General features: G+C 67.1%; 13 protein-coding genes. 3 read left to right on the top strand and 10 right to left on the bottom strand.

The window, feature by feature from the left end; translation table 11 throughout:
• Positions 1-24: 24 nt before the first annotated feature.
• Positions 25-699, top strand: coding sequence for a TetR family transcriptional regulator (locus ACFYOW_RS07050; RefSeq protein ID WP_387285279.1), 675 nt, complete (start codon positions 25-27; stop codon positions 697-699).
• 155 nt (positions 700-854) lie between these two features.
• Here the strand turns inward: ACFYOW_RS07050 and ACFYOW_RS07055 are convergent, their stop codons facing one another.
• The 6 genes from ACFYOW_RS07055 to ACFYOW_RS07080 all read right to left on the bottom strand — a co-directional run bounded on the left by ACFYOW_RS07055 (position 855) and on the right by ACFYOW_RS07080 (position 6,423).
• Positions 855-1,628 (bottom strand): SDR family oxidoreductase, encoded by a 774-nt coding sequence (locus ACFYOW_RS07055; protein WP_387285281.1) that lies wholly within the window; start codon positions 1,626-1,628, stop codon positions 855-857.
• Between the two features lie 49 nt (positions 1,629-1,677).
• Positions 1,678-2,469: a crotonase/enoyl-CoA hydratase family protein gene (locus ACFYOW_RS07060; RefSeq protein ID WP_387285283.1), complete on the bottom strand. Its 792-nt coding sequence runs from the start codon at positions 2,467-2,469 to the stop codon at positions 1,678-1,680.
• Positions 2,470-2,471: 2 nt separating this feature from the next.
• The gene (locus ACFYOW_RS07065) at positions 2,472-3,641 is read right to left on the bottom strand and encodes a thiolase family protein (protein ID WP_387285285.1); all 1,170 of its coding nucleotides are present in this window, start codon (positions 3,639-3,641) and stop codon (positions 2,472-2,474) included.
• A gap of 262 nt (positions 3,642-3,903) precedes the next feature.
• Positions 3,904-4,308, bottom strand: coding sequence for a hypothetical protein (locus ACFYOW_RS07070; protein WP_387285287.1), 405 nt, complete (start codon positions 4,306-4,308; stop codon positions 3,904-3,906).
• A gap of 131 nt (positions 4,309-4,439) precedes the next feature.
• A complete protein-coding gene (locus ACFYOW_RS07075; RefSeq protein WP_387285289.1) occupies positions 4,440-5,246 on the bottom strand; it encodes a hotdog domain-containing protein in 807 nt (268 codons plus the stop codon).
• Between the two features lie 34 nt (positions 5,247-5,280).
• Positions 5,281-6,423 (bottom strand): acyl-CoA dehydrogenase family protein, encoded by a 1,143-nt coding sequence (locus ACFYOW_RS07080; RefSeq protein WP_387285291.1) that lies wholly within the window; start codon positions 6,421-6,423, stop codon positions 5,281-5,283.
• Positions 6,424-6,493: 70 nt separating this feature from the next.
• On the opposite strand from ACFYOW_RS07080, the gene ACFYOW_RS07085 reads away from it, so the two are divergent.
• The gene (locus ACFYOW_RS07085; protein ID WP_387285293.1) at positions 6,494-7,534 is read left to right on the top strand and encodes a TIGR03617 family F420-dependent LLM class oxidoreductase; all 1,041 of its coding nucleotides are present in this window, start codon (positions 6,494-6,496) and stop codon (positions 7,532-7,534) included.
• Between the two features lie 57 nt (positions 7,535-7,591).
• On the opposite strand, the gene ACFYOW_RS07090 is transcribed toward ACFYOW_RS07085, so the two are convergent.
• Positions 7,592-8,431, bottom strand: a complete 840-nt coding sequence (locus ACFYOW_RS07090) for a crotonase/enoyl-CoA hydratase family protein (RefSeq protein WP_387285295.1) — start codon at positions 8,429-8,431, stop codon at positions 7,592-7,594.
• A gap of 103 nt (positions 8,432-8,534) precedes the next feature.
• Between ACFYOW_RS07090 and ACFYOW_RS07095 the strand changes: the two genes are divergently transcribed.
• Positions 8,535-10,064: an acyl-CoA synthetase gene (locus ACFYOW_RS07095; RefSeq protein WP_387285297.1), complete on the top strand. Its 1,530-nt coding sequence runs from the start codon at positions 8,535-8,537 to the stop codon at positions 10,062-10,064.
• Between the two features lie 70 nt (positions 10,065-10,134).
• Here ACFYOW_RS07095 and ACFYOW_RS07100 read toward each other — a convergent pair whose 3' ends face one another.
• From ACFYOW_RS07100 to ACFYOW_RS07110, 3 genes are read right to left on the bottom strand one after another with little or no spacing between them, the layout of a single operon-like run.
• Positions 10,135-11,349, bottom strand: a complete 1,215-nt coding sequence (locus ACFYOW_RS07100; protein ID WP_387285299.1) for an acetyl-CoA C-acetyltransferase — start codon at positions 11,347-11,349, stop codon at positions 10,135-10,137.
• Positions 11,350-11,380: 31 nt separating this feature from the next.
• Entirely contained in the window at positions 11,381-12,526 is a 1,146-nt protein-coding gene (locus ACFYOW_RS07105; protein WP_387285301.1) for a thiolase family protein, read from the bottom strand.
• Positions 12,523-12,942, bottom strand: coding sequence for a Zn-ribbon domain-containing OB-fold protein (locus tag ACFYOW_RS07110; RefSeq protein ID WP_387285303.1), 420 nt, complete (start codon positions 12,940-12,942; stop codon positions 12,523-12,525). Before ACFYOW_RS07110 ends, ACFYOW_RS07105 begins: the two co-directional genes overlap by 4 nt.
• Between the last annotated feature and the right edge of the window lie 60 nt (positions 12,943-13,002).

Consider the following 13,002-nt stretch of genomic DNA (forward strand, 5'->3'; position numbering starts at 1 on the left):
CGGTCCGGTGAGTACACTGCCCCTGTGGGATCCAGCGATCGGTCGGTAGCCGTCGACGGATCCGTGACGGCATCCCGGCGAGGCAGGGGACGCCCGCCGACGCTGACCGAAGACCAGATTGTCGATGCGGCGTTGCAGATCATCCGGACGGACGGTCTCGACGCACTGTCGATGCGGAGGCTGTCGCAGCAACTCGGCCGCTCGCAGATGGCTGCCTACTCCTACGTCACGGACAAGCAGGCGTTGCTCGACCTCGTCGCGAGACGGACCCTGGCCGACGTCGAGATCCCGGGCGAAGCCGACGGGCCGTGGGATGTCCAACTTCGAGTGCTCATCGACCGCATCGACGCGCAACTCCGTCGCAACCCGGGTATCGCCGGATTGCTGCTGCAACGAATGCTGCACTCCGATCGCCGACTGGTGGATGCGATCATGGCGATCACCGTCGACGCCGGACTCCGAGACAAGCAGGTTCTGCTGGCCTATTCGACGATCCACACCTATCTGTTCGGCCGCTACCAGGTGGCCTTGGCCGACGTGCCGCGCGACGACGCCGAACTGCCGCCCACTCTGGCCCAGGTTGTCCCGCACCTCGGCGAACTTCACGGGGCCGACTATTACAACTTCGGTATCGACATCCTCATCGACGGTCTGCGCGCGCGGGTTGCGGCGAACCGTCGCGACGCGGGCGGCGCCTGACCAGTGCTGGCGAGCGAGGCCTCGATGGCGAGTGCACTATTCGATCGCCAAGCGCCTCTGCCCTCTCGACCGGTTCCGGTGAACGACGAGGTCCGCCACGGGTGTACCCCGTAGCGGACCTCGTCGCTGCCGAAACTTGTGCATGGACCGAGTGATCAGCGGGGGCCGAACCGCTGGGCGCCGTCGAGGCGGACCACTTCTCCGTTGATGTAGCCGTTGGTCAGCAAATGTTCGACGAGGGCCGCGAATTCGTCCGGAGAACCGAGGCGCTTCGGGAACGGAATATTGCTGGTGAACTTCGCCAGCGCCTCTTCACCCACCGATTCCATCATCGCGGTATGCATCGTGCCGGGTGCGACTGTGTTGACCCGGATACCGACCGTGCTGAGGTCACGCGCCGCGGCCAGGGTGAGTCCGACGACACCCGCCTTCGCCGCAGCATAGGCGGATTGGCCGATCTGCCCCTCGTAGGCCGCGATGGACGCGGTGGCGACTACCGAGCCACGCTCGCCCGTCGATTTCGGTTCGCCGGCAGCCATCCGGGCCGCGGCGAGTCGCAAAACGTTATATGTCCCTACCAGATAGAGATCGAGCGTCTTGCTGAAGCCCTCCAGGCTCGCCGGGCTACCGTCCCGATTGACCACCCGCTCGGCAACCCCCCAGCCACCGTGCGCGATCACGACATGGCGCAGCGTGCCCAGTTCCGCCGCCGCGTCGAGCGCCGCCAGCACCGATTCCTCGGAGGTCACATCGGTTCGCGCGTAGTGGGCGCCGGAACCCAGGTCCGCGACCAGCCGACCGGCGCGGTCGTCGGCGAGGTCGGCCACGACCACCGCGATTCCTGCCTTGTGCAGGCGACGGACCACGGCTTCGCCGAGCCCGCCCGCGCCGCCGGTCACCAGTGCCACTTCAGTCGCCGACGTGCTCATATCTTCTCCATTCGGTATGTCTGCTGTGGGGATGCGTTCCGGGTGCCGCTCACTCGCCGGTCCACACCGGTTCGCGTTTCTGCGCGAAGGCTTCGGCGCCTTCGCGGGCGTCCCGGGATGCGAAGACCGGCTCCAGCAACGTGCGCTGCCGGTCGAATGCCTCGGCCTCGGTCCAGTCGGCGGACTCGACAAGAATTCGCTTCGTGGCGGCAACGGCCAGCGGACCGTTACGGCAGATGCGCGCCGCGAGGTCGAGTGCGCCGTCGAGCGCGGCACCGGGCTCCACCAAGCGATTGACCAGTCCGTACCGGTGGCCGAGTTCGGCCGAGAAGGTCTCTCCGGTCAGTGACAACTCCATCGCGATCTGGTACGGAATGCGCCGCGGTAGCCGTAGCAATCCGCCGCCGCCCGCGACGAGCCCGCGCTTGACCTCGGGCAGACCGAAGGCCGCAGTCCGCGACGCGACGATCAGGTCGGTCGCCAATGCCAGTTCGGTGCCCCCGGCCAGAGCGAATCCCTCGACCGCGGCGATAACGGGCTTTCTCGGCGGCGCCTCGGTGAAACCGAGGCCTCGACCTTCGACAGCGATATCTTCACCAGCAAGAAAGGCCTTGAGATCCATACCAGCGCAGAAGTTTTCGCCGGCGCCGGTCAGTACGCCCACCGAGAGATCGGCACTTGTGTCGAGCAGCTCCATCGCGTCGGCCAGACCGTGGCTGACCTCGGCGTTGATGGCATTACGGGCCGCGGGCCGGTTGATGGTGATGACCAGGACACGCTCGCGCTGCTCGACGAGGAGGGCCGCCGTCCGGGACGGCGCGGACACGTCGGAAGTTCCCACGGTCAGATCCGCTCGTAGATCGTCGCGTTGGCGGTCCCGCCGCCTTCGCACATCGTCTGCAAGCCGTATCGCCCACCGGTCCGGATCAGGTGGTGGATGAGTGTGGTCGCCAGGCGAGCACCGGAGCAGCCGAGCGGATGCCCCAAAGCGATCGCGCCGCCCACCGGATTGAGTTTCGCCTCGTCGGCGCCGGTCTCGATCTGCCAGGCCAGCGGGACAGGTGCGAAGGCCTCGTTGACCTCGAAGGCATCGATATCGCTGATGCTCAGCCCGGACCTACGCAGGGCCAGCGCGGTGGCCGGGATAGGGCCGGTGAGCATCTTGACCGGATCATCGCCGGTGACCACCGCGGTGTGGATCCGGGCGAGCGGGGTCAGGCCGAGACGCGCGGCGTTCTCCGAGGTCGTTACCAGCACGCCGGCCGCCCCGTCGGAGATCTGGGAGGCATTTCCGGCGCTGATGACCCCGCCCTCCTTGAAGGGCGTTTTCAGAGTGGCGAGTTTGTCGACGGTGGACCCTCGACGGATCCCCTCGTCCGATTTCACGGTGCCGGCCCCGGTGTCGACCGCGACGATCTCGGTCTCGAAATAGCCGGCGTCCTGCGCGGCGGCGGCCCGCTCGTGCGAGCGAACGGAGTATTCGTCCAGCTGCGTGCGCGACAGTTTCCATTGATCGGCGATCACCTCGGCGCCGTAGCCCTGGTTGAACGCACCACCGAAGCCGGGGTCGGTCAAACGGTCGGCGTAGCGGGTGACCGCAGGTCCTCCCATCTCGCCGGTCCCCGGCACATTGGAGGCCCCCATCGGTATGGCCGACATCATCTCGACGCCGCCGGCAACCACGACGTCGGCTTGGCCGGAGATGACGGCCGCGGCGGCGGTGGAGATGGCCTGCTGCGACGAGCCGCACTGTCGGTCGATGGTGAAGCCGGGGACGGATTCCGGCCAGCCGGCGGCGAGCACCGCCATGCGGCCGATGTTGCCGGACTGCTGGCCGACACTCATCACGTTGCCCCAGTGCACGTCGTCCACGACGGCGGGATCGATACCGGTTCGCTCGGCGATCGATTTCAGTATCAGGGCCGACAACTCGACGGCGTGCACATCGGCAAGGCCACCCCTGCGTTTGCCGATCGGTGTGCGCAGAGCCTCGACGATTACAGCGTCACGCATCTGGAAGTCCTCTCGTGTCCGATCATCGCCCGGAACCCGGCCATGGCATCACAGGTCCGAAACTATTAATTAAATAATTACACTCTAGCCCGCTCGCCTGGCAAGCGCGTGGACCGACGAGCCAACCGCTTACACCCAGGACAACCCCATAGGAACGTTGCCGGGACAGGGTGGGTCCAGCGGTGAGCGCAGTTCGCGGCACCTCTCGGAAATCGAAGCGCCGGCGGGGGCAGTCGAGCTCGGCGTCGACCGGAGCATGTGTCTACGCTCGACGGCGCAGCCCTTCGGCGGTGGCCTCGCCAGTCCGCCGGATCGCCCGGGAAGCGGTGGTCGCACCGCTCTCGGGCAAGCCGTCCCGGCTGTACACCAACCGAAGCGCACCGGGGCGCGGGGCGGTGAGTGGACACCGGTCGACATCGAGTGTCGCCCGAACCAGGGCGTGCGGCTCCGCCGGCAGCAGCACGTCCGCACCGGGCAGCGCGCCCAGCTCCAGCAGGGCCCGCCGGGCCGCATCTACGGGCACTTCGAGCCACTCCGCCAACTCGTCCGAACTGATCTCCAGGACCGGAAGGTCCCAATCGAGCATCAGGTTCACGATCGCGATCACCGGTGCCGGACAGTCCTCGGCGGCACAGAAGGACGATTCCTGGGCAGAGACGTGGTTCATCAGCATTGATTCCTCTCGCAGACCATGATCCCGGTCACATGTCCACGGTGCCCGACGGAACGCCGGGCCGACCCCGTGAAAACACCTGGAATCACTACCCGGTCGGTCGAAGAGGGTGACCGCAGCCGGAATCAGCCCGCCGCTGGGACTGCCGACACCGCCCCGGTGCCGATCGCCACCGCGACGACCACTCCGTCCGGCCGCAGGACCTCGGTGCGCAGCGTCCACAACCGCCTGCCCTTGCGCACGTATGCGGAGCGGAAGCGCAGAAAATCTTCCCCGGGCGCGGGTCGCAGGTAGGAGACGCTCAACCCCAGTGGCCGCAGCGTCGCGCCGGCCGCGCGATGGCAGCGCTCCTGCGCGAGCTGGGCGAGTGCCATGACGACACCACCGTGCACCACACCCCGAGAGTTGAGCATGTCCCCGACGACATCCACCCGCGCCGAGCCATCGGCCTCGGAATGGACCCGGAGAATCGACGGGTCCATCGGGGACGACGGGTTCTCGTCGCCGTAGCAGGGTGGGGGCTTACCGGCGGTGTCACCGACCATCACGCCCACCGCATGAGCGATCAGAGTTCCCCGGTCGTCCCGCAATTCGGCACGCCCGGTTCCGAATTCGCGGGTCGCACCCAGCGCGACGGCGCTGACGTCGAGGTGACGGGCACCCGGCGCGACCGGGGCCAGCTGGTCCACCCGCAGTTCTACGGTGACGCCGGTGGGCGAGCCCGCCGGATGAGCGAACACCGCGGTCGCCACCGCGCTATCGGCCGCCACCGCCAGCAGCGCCGGCGACAGCCGGCCGGCGTCGAGCGAACCCGGCGGCAACGGCGCACGAAGTTCCGTCCGGCCGGGACCGACCCTCCGCGCGGTGAGCCCGACGCCGGCCTCGACCGAGCTCAGCGGCAGAAACTCCCCCGCCATGGTCCCTGCGGTCATGAACGGCACCGCGTGGCCGTCGCACCCACGATCACTACAGGCCCATCGAGCGGCCGATGAGATCCTTCATGATCTCGTTGGTTCCGCCATACACGCGTTGAACGCGTGCGTCCCGCCACAGCCGTGCGATCTCGTACTCGTTCATGTACCCGTAGCCGCCGTGCAGCTGCAGGCACCGGTCCAGGATCTCCCATTGGGTTTCGGTGGTCCACCACTTCGCGCCCGCCGCTTCCTGCGCGGTCAGCTCACCGGCGTTCAGCGCGGCGATGCACTGGTCGAGATATGTCCACATGACCTCGAGCTTGGTCTGCATCTCGGCCAGGGCATGGCGGTTGACTTGGAAGGCGCCGATCGGCTGGCCGAATGCCTGGCGTTCACGCGCATAGGGCAGGGTCAGGTTGTAGGCGCGCTGCGCACCGGCCACCGCGTGGACGGCGATCCCGAGCCGCTCCTTCGGCAGGTTGCGCATCAGATGGTAGAAACCCTTGTTCTCCTCGCCGATCAGGTTCTCCACTGGCACTCGGACGTCCTCGAAGTGCAGCTCGGCGGTGTCGGCGGAATGCTGGCCGATCTTGTCCAGCTTGCGGCCTTTGGTGAAGCCCGGCGTGCCCGCCTCCACGACGATCAGGCTGACGCCCTTGTGCCCGGCCTCCGGATCGGTCTTGCACGCCACCACCACCAGGTCGCACAGCAGACCGTTGGAGATGAACGTCTTCGAGCCGTTGATGACGTAATGATCTCCGTCGCGCCGGGCCGTGGTGCGTATGCCGCGAAGATCCGAACCCGCGCCGGGTTCGGACATCGCGATGGCGGTGATGAGCTCACCCGAGACCATGCCCGGAAGCCAGCGCTGCCTCTGTTCCTCGGTGGTCAGCTCGAGGAAGTACGGCATCAGGATGTCGTTCTGGACGCCGAAGCCCACACCGACCGAGCCCGTGAGCCAGTACTCCTCGTTGAGCACCGCATTGAACCGGAAGTCCTTGATTCCCGCACCGCCGTACTCTTCGGGTGCCTCCCAGCAGAGCAGACCCAACTCCCCTGCCCGCAGCCATACATCACGACTCGTGTGACCGGCCTTCTCCCATTCGTCGACGTAGGGCACGCATTCCTTCTCGTAGAAGGTGCGTGCGGTCTGCCGAAACTGCTCGTGCTCCGGTTCGAGAATCGTGCGTCGCATAATCTGGCCGCCATCCTTTCATTCAGTTAACTCATTATACTGTCCGATGTGAGGAGTGAGGAAGATACCCATGTATGTCGACGTAAAACTGGCAAAGCCCGCACCGGGGACGGACAGCCTGGACGCACTGGCCGAGGAAGGCCGTAGGGCCGAGCGCGAGGGATACGACGCGCTGTGGAGCGCAGAGTCCTCAGGCGACCCGTTCCTGCCGCTGGTCCCCATGGCACAGAGCACCGGACACCTGAAACTCGGCACGGCGGTCGCGGTAGCCTTCGCCCGGAATCCCATGTCGCTGGCCTACACGGCACATCATCTGCAACTGCTCAGCGGCGGCAGGCTGCTGCTCGGACTCGGCACTCAGATCAAACCGCACATCGAACGCCGATTCGGGATGCCGTGGAGCAATCCCGCACGGCGCATGCGGGAATTCGTCGATGCGCTGCACGCGATCTGGACCTGCTGGCAGACCGGTGGCCCGTTGGATTTCCATGGTGAGTTCTACACCCACACCCTCATGACCCCGTTCTTCGCACCCGAACCGAGCCGTTGGGGTCCCCCGAAGGTCTACCTCGCGGCCGTGGGCGACCGGATGACCGAAGTAGCCGGCGCGGTGTGCGACGGCCTGCTACCGCACCCGTTCACCACCGAGCGGTTCCTGCGCGAGCGGACTGTGCCGACGCTACAGAAGGGACGGCAGAACGCCGGGCGCGACCTGCGCGACTTCTCCATCAGCCTGTCCGGATTGGTGGTGACGGGCGCGACCGAGGAAGACATGGCTCGTGCCGCCGCAGCGGTGCGCGACCAGATCGCCTTCTATGGCAGTACCCCCACCTATCAGCCCGTCCTCGCCCTGCACGGATGGGAAGAGCTGGGCCGTGAACTAACGAGGCTGTCCAAGGGCGAGGACGATGATCGTTGGCGACGCATGGGCGAACTCATCGACGACGAGGTGCTCGACACCTTTGCCGTGGTGGCCGAGCCCGACCGGCTCGGCGCGGCCGTGCAGGCCCGATTCGGCGACCTCGTGGAACGCTTCAGCTTCTACGCCCCTTACGACCACGACCCGGCAATCTGGCTGCCCGCGGTTGCGGAACTGAACGCGCGCTCCTGACAAGGCGACAGCACGCGGAGTCCACCGAACGCTCGCTCCGCGATGCCGCCATGGTGATCAGCTCCGCGCGGCACCTGCCCCGGTCACGAACACGGGAGCACGCTTCTCGAGCGCGGCCGCGGCCGCCTCGCGCTGATTCGGTGCGCCGGTAACGGTGCGCAGCGCGGCCCGTTCGGCAGCCAGCCCCTCAGCGAACGACCGCGCCGCCAGAATCGTGGTCAGCGCGCGGACCGCGTCCGGGTTTCGAGCGGCCACGGTGCGCGCCAACTCCATTGCGGCAGTGAGAGGTTCGGCGACCGACCTGGTAGCCAAACCGATTCGCTCGGCTTCTACACCGTCGACCCGCCGGGCGGTCAGGATCATCTCGGCGGCGACATCCGATCCCACGAGGCGCGGCAGCAATTGTGTGCCACCCATATCGGGCGCGACCCCCCAGTTCATCTCCAGCAGTCCGAGCGTGGCAGTGGGAGCCACGAACCGGATGTGCGCGGCGAGCGCGAGCTGGAGGCCACCACCGAGCGCCGGGCCGTGCACCGCCGCGATCACCGGGACCGGAAGGTTGCGGAATCCGAGCACCGCGCGCTGTCCGCGGGTCAGCTCCGGGTCGCCGTCACCGGCGAGCTCCGCGGCCTGGACATCGGAATCCGCCGGGCGGAACGCACGCCCCTCGGCCATAGCGCGGAAGGCGTCCAGGTCGAGGCCGGCGCAGAAGCCACGACCGCGGCCCGAGAGCACTACGACCCGCAGATCCGGCTCCGCGCGCAGCTCGGCGGCTGTACGGATCAGCGCGGTGAACATCTCGTCGTCGAGAGCGTTCAGTTTCTCCGGGCGATTGAGCCGCACATCCGCGATCCCATCGGTGATCGTCCACTCGACCCGCGCTGCAGCCTCACTCATGTCGGTCCTCCTCGATCGGGTGAGTGCGGGATTTGTCACGCATCCACCAGCCACCACGAATTAATAGTTATATCATTTAGTCCTCAACATATGAGGAGGAAAAATGCCCGGGACTCCCTTCGGCAGCGCCGACCCCGCGCAGCCCGCGGTCGTCGTCGAACCGGCCGGTCAGGTCGTCACCTACGGCGAGCTGGAGGCTCGGTCGAACCAGACCGCACATCTGTTCCGCGACCGTGGTCTGACAGCGGGAAGTTGTGTGGCGATCCTCGTGGACAACCGGGCGGAGTACTTCGAACTGGTTTGGGGCGCACAACGTGCCGGGCTGTACTACGTCGGGATCAATACCCATCTCACCGACGACGAGGCCGCCTACATCCTGCGCGACAGCGGCGCTCAGCTGGTGGTCGCCTCGGACGCGCTGGCCCCCCTCGCGGATGCGCTGCTGGCCGACCCCGCACTAGCGCCGCGCGGTCGCCTGATGATCGGTACCGCGCACGACGGGTGGGAAAGCTACGAGCAACAGCGCTCGTTACGGCCGCACACCCCGATTCCGGACGAGTCCGAGGGAGATTTCCTGCTGTACTCGTCGGGCACCACGGGTCGTCCGAAAGGTATCCGCCGACCGTTGTCCGGCCTGCCCCTGGGCAGCCACCCCGACGTGCCAGGACGGTGGCTGCGTGAGCTGCTCGAATTCGCGCCGGGCGATGTCTATCTGTCCCCCGCCCCGCTCTACCATGCCGCGCCACTCGCCTGGACCATGGGCGTACACCGCAGCGGAGGCACCGTGGTGGTCCTCGAACGTTTCGACGCCGAGCGGGCCCTCGCCGCGATCGCCACCCACCACGTCACCCACAGTCAGTGGGTGCCCACCATGTTCGTGCGCATGCTGAAGTTGCCCGCCGAGATGCGCGCCCGATACGACCTGTCGAGCCTGCGCCATGCCGTCCATGCCGCGGCCCCGTGCCCGGTCGACGTGAAACGAGCGATGATCGACTGGTGGGGGCCGATCTTCTTCGAGTTCTACTCCAGCACCGAGGGGGTGGGCGCCACGACCATCACCTCACAGGAATGGCTGCGCAAGCCAGGGTCGGTCGGCAAGCCGATACTCGGGCGGCCGTATATCACCGATGACGAAGGCAACGAACTGCCCGCCGGAGAAGTCGGCACGGTCTGGTTCGCCGACAGCGGCGAGTTCTCCTATCACGGCGATCCGGGAAAGACCGCGGCCGCCCGCGACGCCCGCGGCGGGGCATCCGTGGGCGATACCGGGTTCCTGGACGAAGACGGTTACCTTTTCCTCACCGACCGCCGGACCCACCTCATCATCTCGGGCGGGGTCAATATCTATCCCCGCGAGATCGAGGACGTCCTGTTGATGCATCCCTCGGTCGCCGACGTGGGGGTCGTCGGGCTGCCCGACCCGGAGATGGGCGAACGCGTCACCGCGGCGGTGCAACTGCAGGACCCGGAGGCGGCCGGCCCGGACCTCGCCGCCGAACTGATCTCCTTCGCCCGGGCGAAGTTGGCGGGTTTCAAGGTGCCCCGCGACATCCGGTTTCCCGAGGAATTGCCACGCACCCCGACGGGTAAGTTGCGCAAGCACGAGCTCAAACAGCAACTGATGAATTCGTGATCGACGCGAACGTCGGCGACGGTGAAGCCACCGCCGCCGACGTTCGGGCAATCCGTTTCCGAAGAACCGTTCAGGCCACTTTCTCGAACACCGCGGCAAGGCCCTGCCCGCCGCCGATGCACATCGTCTCCACGCCGTAGCGGGCGTCGCGGCGAACCATCTCGCGCGCCAGTGTGGCGAGAATCCTGCCACCGGTGGCACCGACGGGATGTCCGAGCGAGATCCCGGACCCGTTCACGTTGAGGCGATCGAAATCGGCTGGGGTGAAACCCCATTCGCGAGTGCAGGCCAGCGCCTGCGCCGCGAAGGCCTCGTTGAGCTCGATCAGATCGATCTTCTCGAGCCCGAGTTCGGCCGCCGCGAGCGCACGTTGTACGGAGGGAACCGGGCCGATGCCCATCGTCGCGGGGGCCACGCCGGCCACCCCCCAGGACACCAGGCGCACCAGCGGCCGGAGGCCCAGTTCTGCCGCCTTGGCGGGATGGGTGACGACGCAGACGGCCGCGCCGTCGTTCTGCCCGGAGGAATTGCCCGCGGTGACCGTCGCCTCGGCGTCGCTCGCGCCGAGTACGGGCCGCAGCCGCGCCAGTTGCTCGACCGAGGAATCGGGGCGGATGTGTTCATCGCGGTCGACAACGGTGTCGCCTTTGCGGCCCCGGACCGTGACGGGCACGATCTCGTCCGCGAACTTGCCCGCGGTCTGCGCCTGTGCGGCGTTGTGATGACTGCGCACGGAGAACTCATCCTGCTCCTGCCGGGAAATGCTGTACTGCCGCCGCAAATTTTCGGCAGTCTCGAGCATCCCGCCCGGAACCGGGAAATTCACCCCGCCGGCGGTCACGCGCCCCCTCGCGAGCGAATCATTGAGCAGCACACCGGGACCCGACTTGGCGCCCCACCGCATCGAGGTCGAGTAGAACGGCGCGAAGCTCATGGATTCAGCACCGCCGGCCAGCACGACCTCGCTGGCGCCGGAAGCAACCTGACCGGCCGCGTACAGCACCGCCTGCAACCCCGAGCCGCACCGGCGGTCGATCTGTAACCCGGTGACGCTCACGGGGAGACCCGCGTCGAGCGCTGCGACCCGCCCGATCGCGGGAGCATCCATCGACGGATAGCAGTTGCCGAGCAGCACATCGTCGACCGCTTCCGGTGGAATACCGGTCCGATCGATGATCGCCCGGATCACCGTCGCCGCCAGCTCGTGGGCCGGCACATCTTTCAGCGCACCGCCGAACCCGCCGACCGGGGTTCGCAGCGGTTCGCAGATTACGGCGTCACGCACCGTCGATCCTCGATTCTTGTCGGTTTGTCGATCACCGGGAGAAAATGGACACCGCGGACGCTCCCGGAGAGCCGTACAGGTGGGTATAGCCGGTCTTGGGGTCACCGGGAACCTGCCGATCGCCGGCACGGCCCTGCAGCTGCAGCACGATCTCGTAGACCTGCCGCAATCCGGACGCGCCGATCGGCTCACCGTTGGCGATGAGTCCGCCGTCGGTGTTCACCGGAAGCCGGCCGGTGATCTCGGTGGCGCCGTCTGCGATCCACTGCTCCTGTTCGCCGTCCTTGCAGAACCCGTTCTCCGCCATGTGGATCAGTTCCGATCCCGCATCGGTGTCCTGCAACTGCGCGACCCGGATCTCGTCCGGCCCCAGACCCGCCTGCTCGAAGGCAGCCTTGGCTGCGTCGACCGTCGGGCTCGGCGCGCCGTCCAACGGCATCGACGGGCTGTTCACGTCGAACGCGCCCGAGCGCCGGCTACGCAGCACCGAAGAGCGCAGATACACCGGTGTGGAGGTGAACTTCGAGGCCAGATCCGCCCGGCACAGCACAACAGCCGCCGCGCCCTCGTCGGGGCTGCAGTACATGTACTGGGTGAGCGGATGGTTCACCACGGGTGCGGCCAGGATCTGCTCGGGCGTCAACGGCTTGCGGCGCCACGCGTGCGGCGTGATCGAGCCGTTGCGCAGGTTCTTCGCCGCGATCCGGGCGAGGGCCTCGGTGGAGACCCCGTGGTCGTGGAGGTACCGGGTGGCCTTGGTTCCGAAGAAGTGAGTAGTCATGAACATACCGGTCTGGCCGTACCACGACGGCAGCCCGAGCACCGAGGGGTCCGCGGCGAACGCGCCGCGCGGGTGTTTGTCCATCCCGATCGCCATCGCCACGTCGGCCTCGCCGTGCCGGATCGCCTCCGCGGCCATCTGCAGCGACGTACCTCCCGTCGCGCAGCCGTTGAACACGCCGCGCACCGGAATCCCGGTCAACCCCAGCCAGCCCACGATCGCATCCGGGTTGGATACTTCGTGGCTTCCGACGTAGGCCGTCTGGACCTGCGACCACTGTGCGTTGGCATCGGCCAGGGCCGCACGCGCGGCCTCCGCACCCATCAGCAGAGCCTGTTTGTCGCCGTGCCTGCCGAACGGATGCAGGCCGACACCCACTATCGCAATGTCGGTCATTCGGTTTCACCTCCAGTGGTATCGGCGGGAGCGAAAGCGTAGGTGAGCAGTTCGGTGCCGTCGGCGCGAACCGTGTACGGCACGACCACCATCTCCATCGGCTGACCGATCCGCAGTTTCGCCGGGTCCGACTCGGTGAGCCTGGCCTGCACCAACAACTCCCCGGGCAGCTCGATGTAGCCGAGGGCGTACGGCACGAACGTCTCCGAGGTGTCGTTGCCGTCGTAGGGCGGCGACGGGGGCCGGAACTGTTGTGTGGTGAAGCTCCACAACGTCCCGCGGTTGCCGAGGAGACGTTCCGGCGCACCGGGCTCCGCGGGAAAGGACAGGACGCCGTCTCGTTCCGAGGCGATCAACCGTGGATCGTCGGAGGGCCAGGTGAAGACCCCCTCAGCGACAAGTACTTGCGTGGTCATAAAGGTTATCGTAACAATTGTTTACCTATTTATCTACCCATTCGGCCCCCGTGGCCGCAA

This window comes from Nocardia sp. NPDC006982 (assembly GCF_042869435.1).
Classification (GTDB): domain Bacteria; phylum Actinomycetota; class Actinomycetes; order Mycobacteriales; family Mycobacteriaceae; genus Nocardia.